The sequence below is a fragment of the Cellulomonas sp. WB94 genome, assembly GCF_003115775.1.
GTDB lineage: Bacteria > Actinomycetota > Actinomycetes > Actinomycetales > Cellulomonadaceae > Cellulomonas_A.
Window position 1 is genome coordinate 1,238,287 of the sequence record NZ_QEES01000002.1, and the last position, 20,050, is coordinate 1,258,336.

Below are 20,050 nucleotides of genomic sequence, written 5' to 3' on the forward strand. Positions count from 1 at the left end.
GCGCCTCCTCCTCGTCGCGTCCTGGGCCCGCTCCTGGTTGCTGGCGGGTCAGACCTTGAGCAGCACCATGAGCTTGAGCTCGCGCTCGAACCGCCCCTGGATGTCGTCTCCGTCGGTGGACAGGTTGTCCGGGTCGATGACCGGGCTGCTCGGGTCGTTGATGTAGGCCCGGGCCCGGGCGTCGTCGCCGGGGTCGTGCGGCGTCGGCGGCCTGAACCACACGGCCGTGCGGTTGTTGTCGAGGTGCTGGACGAACACGTTCGCCGGCTGCGGGAACCGGGCAGCAGGCGTCGTGGTGTCCGTGAAGTTCACCGTCTTGCGCGGCTGGACGATGAAGAGCATGTCGTTCCAGTCGCCCTGGTCCTTGAGCCGCTTGACGCTGTGCTGCTCGGAGCAGCACCGCTCGAACCACGGCGAGTGGCAGTACTGGTCGTCGTTGAACCGGTCGTTCGGCGCCTTGAAGAACGCCTTCCAGAACTCGGTCTCGAGGTCGTCGAGGTTCGTCTTGTCGGTGTACGGCACCTTGTAGCGCGTGAGCATGTCCGCGAACGGGATCCCGATCTCGGGGCCGTCGGGCGGCTGGATGTCGATCGAGCGGCGGCCACCGCTCGCGGTCGGCACCCGCACGCGGCGCTCCTCGCGGTTGACGAGGTAGAACGTCGCGAAGGACGCGCGCATCTCCTCGTCCTCGTGGCACGCGACCTCGAAGTACTCGAGCTTGTAGAGGTCGACGAGCGGCATGGTGCCCAGGCCGTGCTCGATGATCGTGGGCTCGTCGGCCTTGAGCACCTTGAAGAGCTGCTGGTAGCCGGTGCGCCCGCGCACGTCGTCGAGGACGCGCTTGGTGACCTCGTCGGTGAGCGCGGCGAGGTCCTTGCCCTCGAGGTGGGCCGCGTCGTCGGCGTTCGCGACGTGGGTCACGGACGCGGCGGCAGCCTGGGAGCTCGCCTCGATGTCGGCGTGGATCTTGCGCTGCATCTCGTTCCACGCGTCGGCGGTGAGGATGTCGCCGGGCGCCTGCTCGACGTACGGCACGGTGGTGTCGGTCATGGTGTTCCTTCCTCGTCCGGGCGTGGCCCGTCCTGGTGGGTGCGGTGCTCGGTGGCGGCCGGGGTGGCCCGGTCCCTCGTGACGATGGCGCGGACGCCGGCCGCCTTGGCCGCGGCGACCCCGACCGGGCCGGGCTTCAGCAGGTGCTCCGCGAGGGTCGGCAGGTCCGGCCCGAGGACGGCGGCGCGGGCGTTCTCGAACCGCGCGCCCGGCATGGAGACCTCGACGTCGTAGATCTCCGGTCCGACGAGCCGCGCGGACACCCGGATGTCGTTGCCGTACGTGCCGGGCTCGGCGGCCGCGATCTCGACGAACCGTGGCGCGAGACCCGGACCCGTGACGTAGAGGCGGGCGACGTCGTGCGTCCGGCCGAGCGTCAGCGGGGTCGGGTCGCGGAAGGGCAGCGTCACCGCGGTCCACCCGAGCGGGACGACGGGCACGTCCTTCGCCTCGACGAGCCGCGACTCGAGGTTGATCCGCCGGACGAGGCGGTCGGCGTCGAGCTCGGGCTCAGTGACGACGCCCGCGACGAGCTCGGGCTCGGCCGCACCGAACCGGGCCTCGTCGAAGACGCGCCCGAACCGGGGGTCCAGGTCGCGCGGCAGGTTGACCTCGAAGGTCCCCGCAGCGTGCGAGTCCCACGCGACCCGCACGTGCGCGGTCGCCGACCGGGTCGCCGACGACCCGAGCACCGCCGGCACCTCGGTCGGCGAGAACCGGCTCACGTCGAAGACCGCCTCCTCGGTGCACGGCTCCCCCGCGAACCGGTCCGTGTCGACGACCGCGGCGTCGAACCGCGCGGCACGGCACTCGGTCCAGCTCCAGCGGTTGCGGCCCCGGCGCACGGTGAGCGCGGCGCGCGCGCCCGGCGCTGGATGCTCGGGCACGACGTGGACGAGCTCGGGGGCAAGCACGCGCGTCTCTCCGCGCTCTGCCACGGTCGCGGTGACGCCACCGGCGTCGGTCGGTTCGAGGACGAGCCGCCCCCCGGCCCCGATCGCGGCTGCGACGCGGACCGACCAACCGCCCGCCGGGTCGCCGAGCCGCGGCCACGCGATCCCGCGCGCGGTGTCGACCTCGATCGTGGCCGGGACATCCGCGGACCCGGTGCTGGTGAACGTCAGCACGCTGCCGTGGGCCACGTCGGCCTCGACGTCGGCCCGGACCGGCGGGTACTCGACGACCTCGAGGTGGCGCACCGGCACGACCTCGACGCGACTGGCCGGTCCGGCGGTCGAAGACACCAGCCGGAGCCGTTCCGACGGGCCGGCCTGGGCCACGCCGGGCAGCACCGCGTCGATCGCGGCGACGATCTCGGCGAGCAGGGTCGCCGACGGCCGGATGCCCGCGAGGTCCGCGTCGACCGGCTCACCGCCGTCGACCGCGAGGCGCAGCACCGACCGTTCTGACAGGTCGACGGGTGCGAGCAGGTCGACGGTGCCGTCGAGCATCGCGGGCTCGGGGTCGGTGCCCGCCGCGGACGCACCCACGGCGCCCAGCAGGAACGGCGCCGCGTCGCCCGCGCCGGTGCGCAGGACCTCGACGCGGCTCGACGGGCCGGTCGTCGGCGAGGTCACGTGGAGGCCCAGGCCGCCCGGCAGCACGAGGGTGCCGGACTCGGCGGTCGTGGCGGCCCGGATCGCCGCGGCGACCTGGACGGCGCTCACCGTGCGGCGGTCCTCCGCGGGGACCGCCGCCGTGAGGTCGACCGCGACGGGGGCACCGCCGTCGATCGCGAGGCGCAGCACGTGCGCGGTGCGCAGGTCGGCGCCCGCGGTCAGGTCGACGGTTCCCGCGACGCGCGCGGCCGCTGCGGCCTGCCCGACGTAGGTGCGCGGAGCCGGGAACCCGAGCACGGCAGGCGTCACGTCGGTGCCCGCGGTCGGGACCTCGAGGACGAGCCGGCTCGCGGTCGCGGTCGCGGGCGGGACGAGCAGCAGGTGCGTGCCGTCGTGCGCGGCGACCTGGGCCGCGAGCGCGAGGTTGACCTGCGCGACGATCTGGCTGAGCTGGCGCGTCGCGGTCGTGGAGCCGTCACCGACCGGGACGTCGACCGGCGGGGCGTCACCGACCCCGATCCGCAGCGCGGCGTCGGCGGGCAGCTCGACCCCGGCGGACAGGTCGACGGTCCCGGCGAGGTGCACGGAGACCGCTCCCTGCCCCCGCGCGAGCACCGGGGGAACCCCGAGGACGCTGTCGAGCGCGTCGAGCGTGCGCGGCGGCTCGACCAGGATCCGCGACGCCGCCCCGGGCTCGGGGTCGGTCAGCACGAGGGTGCGACCGTCGGTCAGGGCGATCGGGCCGGGCGCGGTCGGGTGCTGCGCGGCATACGCGGTGGTGATCGCGTGGACGATCTCGGCCGCCGTGGTGGCCCGCGGGCGGGGGCCGGCGCAGTCGATCGGGACGGGCGTGCGGTCGCCGACCGTGAGGAGCAGGTGCCTGTCGACACTGAGGTCGACACCGCCCGAGAGGTCGTGGGGGCCGGTGAGGCGCGCGACGGTCGCGGCCTTGCCCGTCGCGGTGCGGGCCGTGAAGGCGAGCACCGTCGTCGCGGCGTCGTCCGTGACGCGGGCACGGGTGACGAATCGCCGGCGCAGGGTGTCGCTCAGCGGCTGCAGGTCGATCGAGCCGGCGGTGCCGGCGCTCGCCGACACGAGCTGGAGGTGCGCGCCGTCGTGCGACGCGACCGGGTCGCCGGGGTCGGCACCGAGCGCGGCGTTCAGCGCGTCCTTGATCTCCTCGACGCTCGCGTGGGTCACATCGGGGATGCCGCCGCGCAGGTCGACCTCACGCGGGGCGCCGCCGTCGAGGCCGAGCCGCAGCAGGTACCGCGACGACAGGTCGACGCCTCCCGAGAGGTCGGCCGTCCCGACCACGGCGGCCGTCACCGGGGCGGTGCCGCGCGCGGACCGGGGATGCAGACCGAGCACCACCTCCGCCGCGTCGCCGTCGACCTCGTCGACCCGCAGCGCGCCCGCGGCCCCGGCGGTGGGCGACACGAGCGTGACGCGGTCACCGTCGTGCGACGCCGCCTGCGCGCCGAGGCCCTCGTTCAGCGCGGCCACGACCTCCGCGGGTGTCGTCGCGGCAGGGTCGAGGCCGGCCACGTCGATCGTGACCGGGGGTGCGGTGTCGAGCGCGACCCGCAGCCGTGAGTCCCGGCTGAGGTCGACCCCGAGCCCGATCCGGCGGTCCGAGACGACCCGCGCGGGGCGCGCGCCGGCACCGACGGCAACGGGGGCTGCCGTGCCGAACAGCGTGGCGGTCGCGGGCTGCGCCGCGGGGTCGGCCAGCACGATCGACCCGGCCTCCCCGGACGTGGGGGACGTGAGCGTGAGGAACCGGCCGTCGTCGGACGCGACCGTCAGGCCGAGCGCGGCGTTGATCGCGTCGGTGACCTGGGCGACGTCCACGGCCGCCGGACTCGCGGCGAGCGCCGCGCAGTCGACCTCGGCGACGTGGTGGCCGTCGACGACGACCCGCAGGTAGCGGGCCGCGGCGAGGTCGAGCGCCGAGCTCAGGTCGGCCGTCCCGACGATCCGGGCGTGCACCGGGTCCGAGCCCGCGTAGGTGCGGGGACGCAGGCCGAGCACGAGGTCGGCGGCGTCGTCCGGACCGTCCTCGACGAGGACCTCGGACCCGGTCCCGGTCGTACCCGACACCAGCACGAGGTGTCCCCCCTCGACCCGCGCGACCCCCGGCCGTCCGAGACCGGCCTCGATCGCCGCGACGAGCTCGGTCGGGCTCACCGCGGCCGGGTTCGCGGCCCCGGCGGTGAGGTCGACGGGCAGCGCGCCGTGACCGTCGAGCGCGACCCGCAGGACGCGCGCGGCGGTCAGGTCGACGCCGAAGCCCACCTCCACGCGCCCGACGAGGGTCGCGGGCTGCGCGTCCGCGCCCACGACGGTCGCCGATGGCACCCCGAGCACCAGGCTCGCGGCGTCGGCCCCGCGCGGCACGGTCGTCACCAGTACCGGGTCGGGCCGGTCCCACCACGTGTCGAGCGCATCGTCCTCGATGTGCAGGCCGAGCGCCTCGGCGGTGATCCGCAGGATCCCCTGCACCGTGACGGTCCCGTCGAGGTAGGTGCGCACGTACCGGCGCAGGTGGTCACGGAACTCCTCGACGCTCTCGTCCGGACGCGGCGCGAGACCGTACAGCGCGGCGAACTTCCCCAGGTCCTCGATCGTCTTCTCGCCGGCGTCCGCGAACTGGATCCAGTGCGCGCGCATGACCGCGACCAGGGAGTTCTCCGCGGTCTGCAGCTCCCCGCCGTACGCGTCCACGAGGGCCCGGAGCGCCGAGGGGTCGCCCCGCAGCCGGAACGTGGGCGGCAGGTTCGCGAGGATGCGGTCGGCCTTAGGCACCGGGCGCCTCCACGTGCACGTCGCCCGGCACCATCTCGAGCGCGATCCACCACGGCTCGCCGGCGACCGTCGCGGAGACCTGGAACGTGCCGGCCTCGATCTCGTCGTCGGTCGCGGGCTGCCCCGCGCGCGCCGGGACCGTCGACTGCAGCAGCGAGCGGTCGGGCACGTGCGCGCTCGTCGGCGCGTGCGTCCCCGCGGCGGCGACCGCACCGGCGAGCGCGTCCCGCAGCGCCGCGGCGTCCCCCGCGGCGGCCAGGGTCGCGGCCTGCACGAGCGCGTCGACGAGGCCCGCGTCCCCGTCCGGACCGGCGAGGTCCGCGCGCGCGACGACGACGTCGACCACCGTCGCGGCCGTGACGTCGTCGACGTTGCGGATCGCGGTCAGCATCGCGGCACCGTCGGCCGGTTCGCCGCGCGTGAGGCCGTCGACGTAGTGCTGCAGCGCCGCGACGACGTCGGACTGCACCTGCGCCTGGCCCGGCGCCGACAGCCCGGGCGTGATCGTCGCGGTGACACGCGGGGTGATGAACACGTACCGGGCCACGACCGTCGCCACGACCCCGGCGGCGCGTGTCGCGTGCACCGCGTCGACGATGCTCCCGAGCCGCTCGGGCTCCGCCTCGACGACGACGGTCACCGTGCCCGGCTCGGAGCGCTTCGCCAGCGGGGAGCCCGGGTCGTAGAACTCGATCGGGGTTCCCCGGCTCTCCCGGATGGCGCGGTCGAGGGCCGCGATCGTGGCCTTGCCGAGCGAGCGCAGCGCGGCCTTCGCGCGCAGGCGCAGCTCGTCGTCGGTCTCGTCGGCCGCCGCGCGCTGCGTCGGGTCGAGGTTCGTCACGTGGTCGATCCCCGCGACCGGCTGGGACATCTCCGTGATCGCACCGGCCGGGACCAGACCGGCCTCGCCGGCGAAGCCCACGTCGGCGCGCACAGGCACGTCGATGCGCACCTGGCCGCGCTGGAGCGTGCGCGGCTGCGTCGAGGCGAACACGACCTTGCCGCCCGTCGAGGCCAGCCGGGTCCCCGCGGGGATCGTGATGTTGCCGTCCACCCCGGCGCTACGGAAGAACGTCACCAGCCCCTCGGCGAACTCGGCCGTCTTGCGGAACACGTCGAGGATCGCCACGGTGTGGTCGAGCGAGGTGCCCGTCGCGGTGTCCACGAACGCCGACTCGTAGGCGAGGTTGATCTGGTCGTAGACCGTCGCGATCTCGCGCCCGACCGCCTCGGTGAGCGTGCGGGTCACGCTGCCGACGTTGATGTCCGAGAGCGGCGAACGGCTGTCGACCCGGAAGTAGTCGACGAAGAACGTCGTGTTGTCGTCGGGCTTCGTGCCGTCCTCGAGCCAGGCCACCGTGTTCGTCGCGGTGCCCGTGAACGCGTAGTCGATCGCCGGGAGGAAGGTGCGCGGCTTGCCTCCGGGCACGACGCCGGTGATGCTGCGCACGCCCGACGACGGCTCGGCGAGCGCGTACGTGAGCACCTTGAGGTCGAACCGGATCGGCTCGTTGACGACGCCGCCGACGACCGACGTGAGGATGTCCTCGACGAGCTCCCCGAAGGGGCGGTGGACGAGGGTGACGGTGTCGACGTTCACAGCGGACCTCCGGCGAGCGGCACCGGGAACACGAGGTTGAGCGCGGTCACGTGGTCGATCGCGAGGAGCGACGCGCGGATCTCGAGGCGGGTCGGGCCGCTCGGGGCGGTCGTCACGGTGATCGACGTGACAGACGCGACCCGGGGCTCGTCCGCGAGCGCTTGCAGCGCGAAGAGCTTGGCCCGGTTGCGGGTCGTGACGGTGTTGAGCTCGCCGATGAGCTCGTGCAGGCGGCTCCCGTACGTGGCGTGCCCGAGGTGCGCGAGCTCGCCGACCTGCGTGAGGAAGCGCAGGAGCAGCGCCTGCTGGAGGTTCTCGAAGCCCGTGACCGGCAGCAGGTCGTGGTTGCGCTCCGGTTCACCGGGCACCGCGAGCTGCGGGCGGGGGCCCGTGAGCAGGTCGCTGCCGCGCTCGCGCTGCTCGGCCGTCAGGAGGTCGCCGAGCAGACGCAGGTCCGTGCCGGGCAGCGCCTCACGGGGTGGGCCGACCGTCGGGGTGCTCATCGCGACCTCCTCGTCCGTGCGGGTGCTGCGGTTCGTGCGGGTGCTGCTGTCCGTGCGGGTGCTGCCGGTGCTGGTTCGGCCGGGCGGCGTGGGGTCACGGCGGCCACGTGTCGGTCACGAAGGTCGCCGCGGGCGGCCCGATCACCAGCAGGACGCCGCTGCCCGACGGGATGCGGTCGCCGACCCGGACCAGCCCCTGCCCCCCGACCTGGAGCCCCGTGCTCGTCCCCACCGACCCGATGACCAGCGGGTACGGCGCCCCGGTGACCGAGTTGGCCATCAGGCAGATCGACCCGCTCGTGGCGAGCGGCATCCCGCCGGCGGTCACCCACGGCGGCAGGACGACGAGGATCGTGCCCGTGTCCGGCGCGCCGGTCACGCCGGGCGTCACGACGACGCTGGCCCCGATGGTCACGGGCTGTCCTGGCACGATCACTCCCTTCCTCGGCTGGGGTCCGGGTGGCTGCGGTCCGGGCGGCTGTGGTCCGGCGGGTCATGGCGAGAAGCTCGTCTGGCCCTGGATGGTCACCGACGCCCCCTGGACGGTGGCTCCGGCGCTCCCCTCGAGCGCCGCGGTGAGCGATCCCTTGAGCGTCGCGCGCGTGCCGGCCTCGGCGGTCAGGGTCGTGCCGGCCTTGATCGCGACGGCGCCGCCGGCCTGGATCGTGAGGTCGGACGCGGCCTTGAGGGTCACCGAGCCCGCGGACTCGAGGGTCACGTCCCCGTCCTGGTCCATCGTCACGGTGGTCCGGCCGGCCTTGACGTGCACGGTCCCGCCGCTCGACCCCGACTGGTCGAGCTTCAGCTCGGTCTCGCCGGCCGTGGCCGTCACGGTCCCGTCGATGATCCGGACGGTGATCTTCGGGGGCATCTCGATGACGAGCTCGCGGGCAGGGCTCGCGTCGGGGTGGTTGCGCAGCGCGGCGAGCACGCTCGCGTCGTCGTCGGCGGCGAGCGGCAGTCGCAGCACGATCTCGTCGGTGGTCGACAGGGGCGGTCGGTCCGCGTCGTCGTACAGGCGCGCGATGACGACGGGGCTGTTGACGTCGCCGTGGTCGAACGCGACGAGCACGAGGTCGCCGACGTTGGGGATCCCGACGGTGCCGATGTGGCCGGTGCCGACCGGTACGCGCTTGAGGGCGAGCCCGCTGTTCTTGAGGGTCACGTCGACGCCGTAGTTGTCGTCGTCGCCCGCGCCGGAGTGCGGGTGGACGTCCTCGACGACGCCGAGCTCGGTCGTGCGGACGGCCGCGAGCTCGTGGCGGACGATCGCGGCGATCGTGTCGACGATCGTGCTCATGACGCACCTCCGGTCGGTGTGGTGGTCGGTGTGGACCCCGGCGTCGCGGCGGCTGCCTGCGCGGCCGCGCCGGTGAGGCTGCGCAGGTCGACGTCGGTCACGAACCCCTCGGCCTTGGTGATCCGGTGCTCGACCGCGCGCACCTGGTAGTTCCCGTCGAGCTCGTCGACCCCGGCGCGCGTGGGGAAGCGCTCGAGCCGGACGAGGTCGCCGAGCGCGACCTGCGGGCGGCCCTGGATGCGCACGCGGCCACGGAGCGCCGCGGTCGTCAGCGCGTCGAGCGCAGCGGTCGCCGCGGTCGAGGCCGCCGCCGCGGTGCGGACCGCCGACCGTTCGAGCAGCAGCGTGGGCGTCCCGGTGCCGGCGCTCGCGCGGTACGGCGTGAAGTCGCTGGTCAGCCACGCCCAGGACTCGTCGCCGCTCGACGCGCCGGGGCTCTCCCCGAACACCTCGACCGTCCCGGCTGCGGGCCGGGCGCGCGTGAGGCAGGCCTCGAGCACGTGCTCGGCGTACTTCAGGACGTGCACGGTGCGGTTCCCGGCGAGCGCCTCGAACACGAGCCCGCCCTCGGGGGTCAGGTAGGTGTCGAACCCCGCGAGCACAGCGAGGTCGCGGATGTGCCGGGCGGCGTCCCGGCGACCGTCGACGACGTACGCGTTGGTCTGCGGCCCGTCCTCCACGCGCGCGACGTCGACCCCGGCCTCGGCCGCGAGCGCACGGACCACGTCCCCGTACGTCGTGTCCTCGAACGTGCGGTCGAGGCGCGTGCGGAGCAGCGCGTCGGCCCGCGAGTGCCCGACGACGCGCACCGTGCACAGGTCCGGCTCGACGGTGACCACGGTCCCGGTGAGGACCCGCACGAGCCCGGCGTCGGGGTCGGCGTACCCGAGCTCGATCGACAGGTCGTCGCCGGGCACGGCACGCAGCCCGCCGACCTGCCCCTGGACGATCGTCACCTCGTCCGCGGGGGTGTCCATGTCGAGCCGGACGACCAGCTCGACGACCGTGCTCGCGCGCGGCTCGGCGGTGGTGTCGACGACGTGGTCGCCGATGGTCACGCGGTAGGCGGGCCGGAGCATGGTCAGCCCTCCCCGTCGGTCGGGTCGGAGCCGTCGAGCCACGCGCGCAGCACGGCGCTGGTCGTCGCGGGGTCGCGCGGGTCGTCGAGCTCGGCGCGCAGCGCGTCGCGGAGGTCCGGCGCGGCTGCGGGCCCGGCGGCCCCAGCTGGGGCGGCGCCTGCTGCGGGCCCGGCCACGGCACCCGCACGCCCGGGCCCGGGCGCTGGCTCGGCACCGAACACGTCGTCGGCCGTGAGCGGACCCGGCCCGGCGGTCGCGATCAGGTTCGGCACGTAGACGCCGAGCAGCGTCGAGCGCAGCTCGCCGAGCCGCGGGTCGAGGGTGCTGGCCAGCATCGCCCGGGCGAGCCGGGCACGGTGCTCGGCCGGGTAGGCGCGGGTGAACGTGATTTCCTCGTACGCGCTCACGAGGTAGGTCTCCTGCGCCTCGACGCGCGTCGCGGGGTCCTCGGCGACGCGTATCAGCCGGTCGAAACGCTCGAGGCTCGCGCGCACGGCCTCGCGGGCGGCGACCCACACGTACCGCGCGAACACCGCTCCCCCGGCGGCGCGCTGCCGCTCGGCCTCGGCCAGCAGCCGGTCCGCCGTCGGGGAGCGGCGCTGCAGCCCGATCGCAAGCCGCAGGTCCGCGAGCACCGGCCCGGACACGATGAGCCGCTGGCAGTGCTGCTCGCTGAGAGCGGGCCCGAGGGTCCGGGTCCCGGCGTCGCAGAACGCGACGAGGCGAGCGCCGGGGTCGGTCGGGACGTGGGACCACACCCCTTCGACGTCGCCGAGCCGGGTGCCGCCCGTCCGCCGCAGCACGACGTCGATCGTGACGCTCGTGCCGACAGGCTCGGTGATGCGCCCCTTGAGCACGTCGGCGAGCCGGACGGTGACCGTGCCGGTGCGCTGCTGGAAGCTCGTCCCGGGCTCGGGGGTCCAGTCGCCGAGCGCGGCGTCGTCGACCACGACCTGGACGATGGTCGCGGCGTCGAGGACCTCGGACATGACGGCGTAGGTGGTCATGTCCGCCCGTCCCTCGCGAGCTGGTCCGTCGAGGCGGGGAACCGCACCTCGACCGGGGTCGTGACCGCCGCGACGGCGGGCGTCGTCGGCGTCGTGCCCCCGATCGCCGTCGTCGGCGCCGTGACGACCCCGACGGCACCGGTCGCCGGGGTGATGGTCCACTCGCCGGCCTGGGTCCAGCGCACCTCGAGCACGACCGCGTATGTCCGGTCGGCCGGGTCGCCCGTCGCACCGCTCACGGCCGTCCGGTTGGTCCAGAGCCCGAGCGTCGAGGAGAACGTCAGCCCGAAGTGGAAGCGCCGCAGCGTGGCCGTCGGGAACGACGGGCGCGCCGCCGGCTCGCCGTCGCCGGGGCTGTCGACCGACTCGACGATCCACCGCTGGCCGACCGCGAGGGCCGTGCGCGTGCGGATGCGACTGCGCGTGAGCGTCGCCGAGTCACCGCCGCGACCCACGACCCCTGCTCCGCGACCGGAGTCGAGGAGCGGCGGGGCGATCAGGGCGGGGGCCGGGTTGCCCGGGATGAAGATGCGGTTGCCGGGGGCGCCACCCGTCGCCGCGGCGAGGTTCGACGCGAACACCGTCGGGTCGGCGTGGACCGTGCCGGCCGGGTCGACGAACGTCCCGAAGATCGTCTCGACCGCCGTCTCGTTGTTGATCCAGCCACCGAAGTACTGGGCGATGACGCGGCGACCGTCGGCGCCGCCGGTGACGACGTCCACCTGGGCGTTCATGTGCATCGCGGCCGTCGCGGGCGCCGCGATGTCGAACGCCCCGGACGTGACCCTGATGCCGCCGCCGGCCGGGAGCACCGCGAAGTTGGCGCTGCGCGCCACCGAGCTGTCGAGGAACAGCGTGGCCCGGCCCAGCACGACGTTGCGGATGATGCTCGGCTCGCGGTCGATGTGGTGGTCGTACGTCCCGTTGCCGTTGCCGTCCACGAACGGACGGACGTGGAACGTGCCGGCGTTGTCCGTGAGCATCGTGGCCGCGAGCGGGTTGACCGCGTCCTGCGTGAGCGTCGGGACGGCCGCGGCGTGCAGCGCGACGATGGCGGGGGCGTCGTCGCCTCCGTCGGCCGCGGGGACGCCCTGGGCGCGCTGCGCGCTCCATCGCACCGGCACGCCCGCAGGCCGGACGGTGACCGCGAGCGTGATCGGCGCGGCCACGGCGACCGAGCCCTCGACCAGCGCGAGTGGCGGGTTGGCGGTCGGGTTCTCGTCGAAGTCGGCGGGCACGGGCACTGCCGTCCCGGGGACGACGTGCGGGGCGACGGGCGAGTTGGTGAGCCGCGGTGAGTGCGCGGGTGTCGCGGGGATCGTGATCGTCAGGTTGCTCAGCTCGACGACGGTGAGCTGGACGCGGTCACCGTCGGGCTCGAGCCCGTCGATGCCGAGCTGCAGGACCGTGTCGCGCAGCCCGCCGCTCACCGCGGCCCCCTCGACCCAGAAGCGCGTCCCGGCGGCGGGGATGGCGGCGTTCGGCAGGTTCACCGGGGGGACGACGGCGACCTGGGCGGGGGCGGCGACCTCGTCGGCGGCCGCGAACACGCGGGTGCGTGCGTCGAGCGACCTGAGCACGAGCGTGCCCGTGAACGCTGCGGGCCGGGCCCGGCGCACGGTCAGCATCGCGCGGCCCGCATGCCGACCCGCGTCCTGGACCTGCACGAACCGGCCCGGGTCGATCTTCGCCGCCTCGGACAGCGCGGCCGGGTCGACCCCGACGGCGGTCCGGCTCGCGTGCAGGTCGAGGGTCAGCTCGACCGACGTCAGGGTGCGGGTCGTGCTCAGCCCCGGGGTCCCGCCGACGGTGAGCGCGAGGGTCAGGGTCACGTCGTCGAGGGCGGCGCTCGCGGTGCGCCCCTCGGCGAACAGGGTCACCCCCGCGGCCAGCTGCGTGTCGGTGAACACGGTGTCGACGCCGTCGAAGGTCAGCTCGTTGCCGCCGGCCGCCGCGTCGAAGAACCGGATGGTGTCGCTCGACCGGTCGAGGCGCCCCGACCCGGTGAACCCGGTCGACGCGTGCAGCACGACCTGGCGGCGGGCCGGGTTGGTGTGCGGCTTGCGGACGACGACGACCGTGTCGCCCGTGATGCTCGGCTGCACCGACGCGACCGCGCGGTCCACGACGACGATGTCCGCGGGTGCGGAGCCGTCGAGCCGGAAGCAGGTCGCGTTGCCGCGCACGTCGGTGAGCGTCTGCGTCCGCGAGCGTACGAGGAACGGTCCGTCGACCGCGATCGTGGAGAGGCCCGGACCCTTCTGGGGCTGCGGTCCGGGGAACGTGAGGTTCCCGTCGGCGTCGGTCCGCCCCTTGATCGGCGTGCCCGCGTGCGCGGTGGAGCCCGTCGCGGGGACCTCGCCGTTGAGGTACTCGCCGTCGGGCGCGGTCAGCACGTAGGTGCGCAACGCGAAGGGCGTGCCGTCCTCGAACGTGATCCGGCCCGCGACGGGGAACGTGCCCGGTTCGGCGGGCGTGCGGAACCAGGCCGGGCCGGGCGGGGTCGGGGCGGGCTGCCCCCACGGGACGACGAACGCGTCGACGGCGGTCGCGGTGCCGTCGTCGAGGCACCAGCCGCCGCCGCCCGCACCCTCGGGGACGAGGTCGAGCGTGACCGGCCTCGGCACCTGGACGCCCATCGCCGTCTCGTGGACGAACATCAGCTCGGTCCGCCGGTTCGGGCGCCACGCGTCCTGCGTGCTGCGCACCGGGTCCTGCTCGCCGCAGCCGAGCCAGCGCAGCGGACCGTTGTCGCAGCCCGTCTCGTTCGCGTTCTTCAGCAGGCGGTCGGTCGGCAGGTCCAGCGGCTCGTGCGCGAGGTACTCGCGGATGAGCACGGGCCAGGTGTCGTCGCCCACGATCCCGTCGGACGCGAGGCCGTGGTCGGTCTGGAACTGCCGGACCGCCGCGTCGGTCAGGGCTGGGTCGCCGCCGACGTTGCCCGTGAACCGGCCGAGGTCCTGCAGCATCAGCTGGTACTCGCGGGTGCCCCAGGTGTCCGCGACCGTCGTGATCGTGCCCGACGGGCGGGCCTTGCGCAGCGCGTCCCACTCGGCGACCGACCGGTCCGGGTCGCTGCCGAACGTCATCATCGCGAAGGTCGCGCGCGCCCGACGCTCGGACAGCGCCTGGTTGTACTGGTCGCTGCCGGTCAGGTCCGTGTCGCCGACGATGAGGAGCTTCTGGTCGGTGTGCGCGCCCGAGAACTCGAGCACCCGCTGGAGCACGTGGCGCATGCACGGCTCGACGAAGGACTTGTCGAAGTGGAAGGTGATGACGAAGACGGTGCCGATCCTGCCGCCGCGTCGCAGCGTGATCGTCGCGGTCGCGGTCGCCCCCTCGACGACCCGCACCTCCGTCGAGCCCGTGAGCACCTCGCGCTGACCGGTCGGTGTCGCGTTGTCGTCGACCAGCGCCGACGCCGTGTACTGGCCCGCGGGGAACGGGTCCTCGAACCACGTGTCCGGGCGGGTGCGGTTCGTCAGCTGCCGGTCGAGGGACGCACCGGACTTCTCCTCGGTACCCGTGACCGACACCTTCACGCGGTCCATGTCGAACCCGGGGTCGCCCTCGACGACCACGGTGACCGCGAGCTTGCCGTCGGTGACCGTGGGCGGCGGTGGCGGCGGGACGATCACCTCCTCGGTGTCGACCGGCTCGGCCTCGGTGAGCTCCCGCAGCGTCAGGTGGTACTCGAACATGCTCGGGCGGCCGGCCAGCTCGCGGACGTCCATGCGCTCGACGAGCACCTGGTCGACGGCCGTCGCGGAGGTGATGTCCGAGACGAACGGGACGGGGTCGCCCGCGTGGAACCGGGTGCGCAGGTCCGCGAGGCTGTCCTTCGTGTCCGGCGCCGTGAGCACGCCGGTCAGCGACACCCGCGCACCGCGCCGACCGAGGTCCTGGAGGAAGTCGCCCTCGAGCGCGGGGACGCGGTGGCGCACGACCACCTGGTCCTCGTCGGACTCGACGAGCTGCACCTGCTCCAGCTCGAGGTCTCCCAGCATCGGGCGGACCACGGTCCCTCCGTTCGGTCGCGGGCTCGGCTGTCAGGGCTTCAGCGAGTTGAGGTGCGTCGAGATCGCGTCGATGAGGCTGATCAGCTCGGCCTTGATCGCGTCGACGGACGGGAGGCCGGTGACGACGTCGGCGACCGACGCGATGGAGTCGATGCTCGCGGCCTCGTCGGGCAGGATCTTCTTCGCCGCGTCGAGGAACGCCGGGATCATGCCGGTGAACTGGGCCACCTCACCGAGCCCGGGGATCGCGCCGACGTCGAGGTTGTTCAGCTCGGTCTTGAGCTTGCCGAGCAGGCCGGTGAGCAGGTCGATGAGCTCGGTGACCTGCGGCACGAGCGCGGCGATCGCCTGGATGGCGGGCTTGATCGTCGCGACGTTCTGGTCGAGGAACGTCTTGAACTCGGTGAGCACCCCTTTGAGCTGCTCGAAGAGGTTCTGGTCGGCCATGGTGTGCTCCTCGGTCTCGATCGGTGGGGGGGTCCGGCGCGTGCGCCGGTGGTGGTCGGCGGCCCGCTACGGGCTGCTCGCCTGACGGAAGGCCTGGAGCCGGGTGAGCATGTCGGTCAGCGGGGTCACGAACCTGTCGAGCCCGCTGGCGAACGGCACGGCGATGTCGAGCCCGTCGAGCAGGCCGTCGACGAGGGCGCCGGCGTCCGCGGCGATGTCCGCGTCGAGCGCGGCGCTGGACTCGGGTTCGACCGGTTCGACGTACTCACGCAGCGTCAGGACGTACGCGTAGCGGTCGGGCCGCCCGGCGAGCTGACGGACCTGCAGGTCGTCGATGAGGACCTGCTCGATCGTGGTGTCGGTCGTGATGTCGGCGACGAACGCGACGGGCTGCCCGGTCCGCAGGTCGGTCTTGAGCTGTTCGACGAGGTCGAGCGCCGCGGGATCGGTCGCGACCCCCCGCACGGTGACGGCCGTCGGCGCGCGCCCGAGGTTCTGCAGCATGCTGCCGTCCTTGCCGGGTGCCTTGTGCTCCGCGACGGCGCGCAGGTCGCTCGTCGTGAGCTCCTGCACCTGCGGCAGCTCGGTCCCGGCCAGCGTCGGACGCATGTCACACCTCGATCCCGTGCCGGCTGGCGGCGTCCCGCAGGACGCGCGCGAGGACCCGTTCGAGCTCGGGGGCCGACACGGTCGGCACGGTGCCGCCGACCCCGGTCGCGGCCGACGTGTCGACGGCCACGCGGGCGAGCCCCGGGCGCAGCCCGACCCCGTCGGTGCCCGGTCCGGCGTCGCCGGCGGCGTCCTCGTCGGGCGGCGGGTCCACGAGGTCCGTGAGGCGACGCGGGCGGGTCGGCTGCTCGCCGAACCGGGACGGTGAGCGCACGAGCTGCTCGTCGGCTCGCGGGGTGGTCGGGAGGCGCGCGGGGGCCGGCTCTGGTCCGCCGGTCGTGCCGACGCGGTCACCGGCGGGCGCGCCGGGTTCCGCCCGACCGCGTCCGCGGCGCCGCCGACGCGCGCCGCCGGGGGCCGCGGTGCCGTCGCGGGTGTTGCGGGCGTCTCGGGCGTCGGACGACTCGTCATCCGTCAGGTCCGCCCCGAGGGCACGCCAGGTCGACCAGCGCGCGAGGAGGTCGACGAGGGTCTGGTCGGCCGGTCCGGCGTCGGGCCGAGGGAGGCTCCGCGCCAGCTCGACGGCCGAGCCCGGGCGACCGGCGATCCGGCGCAGGACCCGAGCCGCGACGACGACGGCATGCTCGGGACCCGTCACCGACCGCGGCCCCGGCGCGGGCGACGCCTCCGTCCCCGGTCCACGCCGCCGAGCACGGCCCACCTCCTGCGACCGGTCGTGGGCGGGCGGACCCGCCGCGGCGCGCAGCGTCACCGGACCTGCGAGCGCCCGCAGCCGGTCGACGGTGACGGCTCCCCCGACGCGTGTGCCGTCCGCCGAGCCCAGGCGGTGCACCCCTGCGGCACCGCGCGACCCTGGCTTCTCGGACCCGCCGGACGCCGCGCTCGCCGGCCCCCGCGGCGGCGCGAGGACCGACGCGGGACCGACCCGGCCGAACGGCCGTGCCCGCGGGCTCGGCGCGGGGTCCACGACGCCGCCCGACGGGTGCGCCTCGCCGCGTCCCCACGGCCGACGATGCGACGCGCCGTCCCACCCGGTCCCCGACCCCTCGCGCGCCCAGGTCCCGGTCCCGGCAGCATCCTCGACCCCGAGCGGTTCGCCCCGGTCGAGCCGGCGCAGGCAGTCGTCGAGCGCATGACCGAGCACCGGCCCCCGGACGAGCGCGGGCGTCCGCGGTGCCCGCGCGCACACGGCGTCGAGCCGCGCGTCGAGGTCGCCGACCCGGCGGGTCGCCCGCACGGTGTCGCGGCACCACGCCACCGGACCGCCCGCGGCGTCGAGAGTCCCGACGCCCGGCAGCCCTGCGCGTGCGCCGCTGCGCACCCGGTCGGCGCTCATGCGACCTCCGACGCCCGTCCGGTCATCTCGACGTACATGAGGATCTGACCGATGGTCATGCCGGCGACGTCCTCGGCCGTCCAGCCGAACTCCTCGGCGAGCACGAAGCAGGCCTTGGCGAGCGGCGCCTGGACCAGCTCGGCCAGCCGGTCCCGTGGGGTCTCGATCCCGCTGAGCTCGTTGATGGTGTCGACGAGGAAGCGGGCGAGCCCGGCGGGGAGACGACCGGCCTGCTCGACGGTGAGCACGGGCTCGACGACGGCCCGCGCGATCATCAGCCCGGCCGCGAGCTCGCGGTCGTCCTTCGCCGCGTGCGCGACGAGCTGGACGTCCCGCACGGTGAGCGGCCGGACCGTCACCGCACCCACCGGACCGCCGGGCGGCAGCTCGACCTCATGGGTGAGCGCGCTGCCGGCCAGCAGGTCCTCCGCCGTCAGGGCCATGCGTGCCACCTCCCTGTGATTCGGGATCGCCCGGTGTCACTCGGTGTCATTCGGAGGCGAACGCCACGGCCGTCGGGGCCGCCTCGCCGCCGCCCGCAGCACCCGCGCCGCCGTCCCGGTCGATCGCACGGATCGTCAGGGCGCGGAAGCACAGGTTCTCGATCACGAACTCGTCCTCGGGCACCGTGAAGCGCCAGTTCTCGAACTTCACGCCCCCGATCTCGAGCGTCAGCGAGTTCGACGGACGGGCCGGGTCCGCGAGCCGCAGCGTGATGGTGAACGACGGCTGGACGTACGGCTCCGCGAACGCCGTGGGCGAGGACCCGCGACCCTGCAGCAGCATGAGCAGCGCGCCGTTGACGTACGCGCGGCCGACGGTGCCCGAGATCGCGATGTCCCCGGGGCTCAGCGAGACCGGGTGACGTCGCCCGACCTCGTAGAACTCCTTGAGCGCGGTGTCGACCTTGACCGCGACGTCGGTCAGGCGACCGACCGTCTGGATCGCGTACGTGTCCACGACCGCCTTGGCGTCGGCACCCTCGGGGGTGTCCTCGCTGGCGAGCGTGAGCGTGCCGTTCTTCCCGGTGAAGACTTCTGTCAGTGCCATGGGGCGTCCTTACTCGAGGAACATCGTCACCTTGATGAAGTCGATGCTGAACGTGGGTCGCAGCACGAGGTCGACGAGGGCGATGCCGCGGATCTCGTCGTCGCGCGAGGCGTGCACGTCGAGCTCGTAGCTGACGAGCATCTCGTCGAGGACCATCTGCGCCAGGAAGTTGTTGATGGTCGCACGCAGGGCCCCCCGCACCCGCTGGTTGTTGAGGAGGCCGATGTAGGGGGTGGCCGCGCTGCGGACCCCGTACTTGGCGTAGTCGACGATGCGGCGGGTCGTGATCTGCGTCCACGCCGTGATGGTCGACGTCGTGATGCCGCGCACGACCCGGAACCCCTGCCGCTTCTCGAGCGCGAGGACGCGGCTCAGGACGAGCTGCTTGAGCTCGGCGCTGTTGAGGGCGTACTCGAGGTCCTCGACCGCCAGCACCTTGTTGGTGAGGCTGATGTGCGGTGGCGCCGCGGAGATGAGTCCCGCAACGGCTGCCGCGGCGTAGGCCCCCGGCAGGGTGACCTTGAGCGGCGGGGTCTGCGACCGGTCGTCGGACACGATCCCGGGCCCGACGAGCACGACGCGGTCGCTGTTGAGCGTGTGCGCGGACGTCGCCTGCACGAACGCCGCACGGTCCGCGCCGAGCGGGGTGCCGACGACGGCGATGCGCTCGCGCTTGTTGTCATCCCCGGACGCGACCGCGCAGTGCGCCGCGAGGTCGTCCCCGAACGACGTGTCCTGGCCGGCGCCGACGATGATGTGCGCGTCGACCGTGAGCAGCGCCTCGAGCCCCGAGGCGTAGTCGGCGCCCGCTGCGCCGTTGATGCCCCCGCCGAGCGGGGTCGGCGGGACCGCGTCGGGCAGCTCGGTGACGTTGAGGAGGCCGACGCCCCGGACGAGGCTCGAGCCGGTCTCGAGGTCGGCGAGCAGGTCGTCGCCCGAGACGACGCTGAACGTCTCCTCGGCCGTGACGCCGAGCTTGACGGTGACCTTGCGCGCCGACGCCTTGGCGACGGTGTACGTCGCGAGAACGACGTCGGCCGCGCCGGGTGCGGTGCCGAACGTGAGCGCGCCGGTGGTCGTGTCCAGACCGACCTGCGTGGGGCTCGGCGCCGTGTCGTAGACGATCGGCGGGACCGCGTCGGCGCCACCGGCGGACGGCCGGACGAGGATCCGGTTGACCGCGCTCGGCACGACGGGCGTGTGGGCCAGCGTCAGCGGCGCGCCCGTGACCTCTTCGCCGCGCACGAGCGCATTCGTGTCGGCCGTGGAGACCGCGACCGTGATGCCGTTGGCCCAGGTCCCCGGGCTGCGGGCCTCGATCGTCACGTTGGGCCCGCCGGGTGAGGCGAGGTCGACCGATGCCGCCGCCGCGGTGTTGTCGGCCACGCGGACCGCCCACACCGTGGTCGCGCCGAACTTGAACGCCTGCTCGAGCGCGCGGGTCAGGGTCAGCTCGCCGGACGCGCCGTCGACCCACCGGTCGTACGCGCCGAACTTCGTGAGGGCATCGGAGTAGCCACCGAGAAGCTGCGGGACCCCGACGGGCCCCTTGCCGGCGGTTCCGACGACCCCGACGTTCCCGACCGTGATGGCACCGGGAACGATCAGACCTTCTGGGCGTACCTCGATGAAGACGCCGGGCAGTACCAGCTCTGTCATGAC

General features: G+C 74.3%; 15 protein-coding genes. All 15 read right to left on the reverse strand.

Going from position 1 to position 20,050, the window contains the following annotated elements; all coding sequences use genetic code 11:
* Positions 1-48: 48 nt before the first annotated feature.
* The 15 genes from DDP54_RS06890 to DDP54_RS06955 all read right to left on the reverse strand — a co-directional run bounded on the left by DDP54_RS06890 (position 49) and on the right by DDP54_RS06955 (position 20,047).
* Positions 49-1,050: a hypothetical protein gene (locus tag DDP54_RS06890; protein WP_109131123.1), complete on the reverse strand. Its 1,002-nt coding sequence runs from the start codon at positions 1,048-1,050 to the stop codon at positions 49-51.
* Entirely contained in the window at positions 1,047-5,417 is a 4,371-nt protein-coding gene (locus DDP54_RS06895; protein WP_109131124.1) for a hypothetical protein, read from the reverse strand. Before DDP54_RS06895 ends, DDP54_RS06890 begins: the two co-directional genes overlap by 4 nt.
* Entirely contained in the window at positions 5,410-7,017 is a 1,608-nt protein-coding gene (locus DDP54_RS06900; RefSeq protein ID WP_109131125.1) for a baseplate J/gp47 family protein, read from the reverse strand. Before DDP54_RS06900 ends, DDP54_RS06895 begins: the two co-directional genes overlap by 8 nt.
* The gene (locus tag DDP54_RS06905; RefSeq protein WP_109131126.1) at positions 7,014-7,520 is read right to left on the reverse strand and encodes a hypothetical protein; all 507 of its coding nucleotides are present in this window, start codon (positions 7,518-7,520) and stop codon (positions 7,014-7,016) included. Before DDP54_RS06905 ends, DDP54_RS06900 begins: the two co-directional genes overlap by 4 nt.
* A gap of 94 nt (positions 7,521-7,614) precedes the next feature.
* Complete coding sequence (locus DDP54_RS06910; protein WP_242448267.1) at positions 7,615-7,935, reverse strand: hypothetical protein; 321 nt, start codon at positions 7,933-7,935, stop codon at positions 7,615-7,617.
* Positions 7,936-8,013: 78 nt separating this feature from the next.
* Positions 8,014-8,820, reverse strand: a complete 807-nt coding sequence (locus tag DDP54_RS06915) for a phage baseplate assembly protein V (protein WP_109131127.1) — start codon at positions 8,818-8,820, stop codon at positions 8,014-8,016.
* Positions 8,817-9,899, reverse strand: coding sequence for a hypothetical protein (locus DDP54_RS06920; RefSeq protein WP_109132412.1), 1,083 nt, complete (start codon positions 9,897-9,899; stop codon positions 8,817-8,819). The genes DDP54_RS06915 and DDP54_RS06920 overlap by 4 nt, the downstream gene beginning before the upstream one ends.
* 2 nt (positions 9,900-9,901) lie before the next feature.
* Positions 9,902-10,906 carry a hypothetical protein gene (locus tag DDP54_RS17965; protein ID WP_146192378.1) on the reverse strand — a complete coding sequence of 335 codons (1,005 nt, stop codon included), beginning with the start codon at positions 10,904-10,906 and terminating at the stop codon, positions 9,902-9,904.
* A complete protein-coding gene (locus DDP54_RS06925) occupies positions 10,903-14,925 on the reverse strand; it encodes a peptidoglycan-binding protein (RefSeq protein ID WP_242448268.1) in 4,023 nt (1,340 codons plus the stop codon). Before DDP54_RS06925 ends, DDP54_RS17965 begins: the two co-directional genes overlap by 4 nt.
* 30 nt (positions 14,926-14,955) lie before the next feature.
* Positions 14,956-15,372: a hypothetical protein gene (locus tag DDP54_RS06930; RefSeq protein WP_109131129.1), complete on the reverse strand. Its 417-nt coding sequence runs from the start codon at positions 15,370-15,372 to the stop codon at positions 14,956-14,958.
* A gap of 66 nt (positions 15,373-15,438) precedes the next feature.
* Positions 15,439-15,981 carry a DNA circularization N-terminal domain-containing protein gene (locus DDP54_RS06935; protein WP_109131130.1) on the reverse strand — a complete coding sequence of 181 codons (543 nt, stop codon included), beginning with the start codon at positions 15,979-15,981 and terminating at the stop codon, positions 15,439-15,441.
* A 1-nt stretch (position 15,982) separates the two neighbouring features.
* A complete protein-coding gene (locus DDP54_RS06940; RefSeq protein WP_109131131.1) occupies positions 15,983-17,338 on the reverse strand; it encodes a hypothetical protein in 1,356 nt (451 codons plus the stop codon).
* Positions 17,335-17,781 (reverse strand): hypothetical protein, encoded by a 447-nt coding sequence (locus DDP54_RS06945; RefSeq protein WP_109131132.1) that lies wholly within the window; start codon positions 17,779-17,781, stop codon positions 17,335-17,337. The genes DDP54_RS06940 and DDP54_RS06945 overlap by 4 nt, the downstream gene beginning before the upstream one ends.
* Positions 17,782-17,827: 46 nt before the next feature.
* Entirely contained in the window at positions 17,828-18,388 is a 561-nt protein-coding gene (locus DDP54_RS06950; protein WP_109131133.1) for a hypothetical protein, read from the reverse strand.
* A 9-nt stretch (positions 18,389-18,397) separates the two neighbouring features.
* Positions 18,398-20,047 carry a phage tail sheath subtilisin-like domain-containing protein gene (locus DDP54_RS06955; RefSeq protein WP_109131134.1) on the reverse strand — a complete coding sequence of 550 codons (1,650 nt, stop codon included), beginning with the start codon at positions 20,045-20,047 and terminating at the stop codon, positions 18,398-18,400.
* Positions 20,048-20,050: the final 3 nt, after the last annotated feature.

Bases quoted from the DNA above. Each gene is read 5' to 3' on its own strand.
- DDP54_RS06920 (WP_109132412.1), bottom strand. From the start codon at position 9,899: ATGCTCCGGCCCGCCTACCGCGTGACCATCGGCGACCACGTCGTCGAC.
- DDP54_RS06940 (WP_109131131.1), bottom strand. From the start codon at position 17,338: ATGAGCGCCGACCGGGTGCGCAGCGGCGCACGCGCAGGGCTGCCGGGC.
- DDP54_RS06915 (WP_109131127.1), bottom strand. From the start codon at position 8,820: ATGAGCACGATCGTCGACACGATCGCCGCGATCGTCCGCCACGAGCTC.
- DDP54_RS06890 (WP_109131123.1), bottom strand. From the start codon at position 1,050: ATGACCGACACCACCGTGCCGTACGTCGAGCAGGCGCCCGGCGACATC.
- DDP54_RS06905 (WP_109131126.1), bottom strand. From the start codon at position 7,520: ATGAGCACCCCGACGGTCGGCCCACCCCGTGAGGCGCTGCCCGGCACG.
- DDP54_RS06945 (WP_109131132.1), bottom strand. From the start codon at position 17,781: ATGGCCCTGACGGCGGAGGACCTGCTGGCCGGCAGCGCGCTCACCCAT.
- DDP54_RS06950 (WP_109131133.1), bottom strand. From the start codon at position 18,388: ATGGCACTGACAGAAGTCTTCACCGGGAAGAACGGCACGCTCACGCTC.
- DDP54_RS06930 (WP_109131129.1), bottom strand. From the start codon at position 15,372: ATGGCCGACCAGAACCTCTTCGAGCAGCTCAAAGGGGTGCTCACCGAG.
- DDP54_RS17965 (WP_146192378.1), bottom strand. From the start codon at position 10,906: ATGACCACCTACGCCGTCATGTCCGAGGTCCTCGACGCCGCGACCATC.
- DDP54_RS06935 (WP_109131130.1), bottom strand. From the start codon at position 15,981: ATGCGTCCGACGCTGGCCGGGACCGAGCTGCCGCAGGTGCAGGAGCTC.
- DDP54_RS06955 (WP_109131134.1), bottom strand. From the start codon at position 20,047: ATGACAGAGCTGGTACTGCCCGGCGTCTTCATCGAGGTACGCCCAGAA.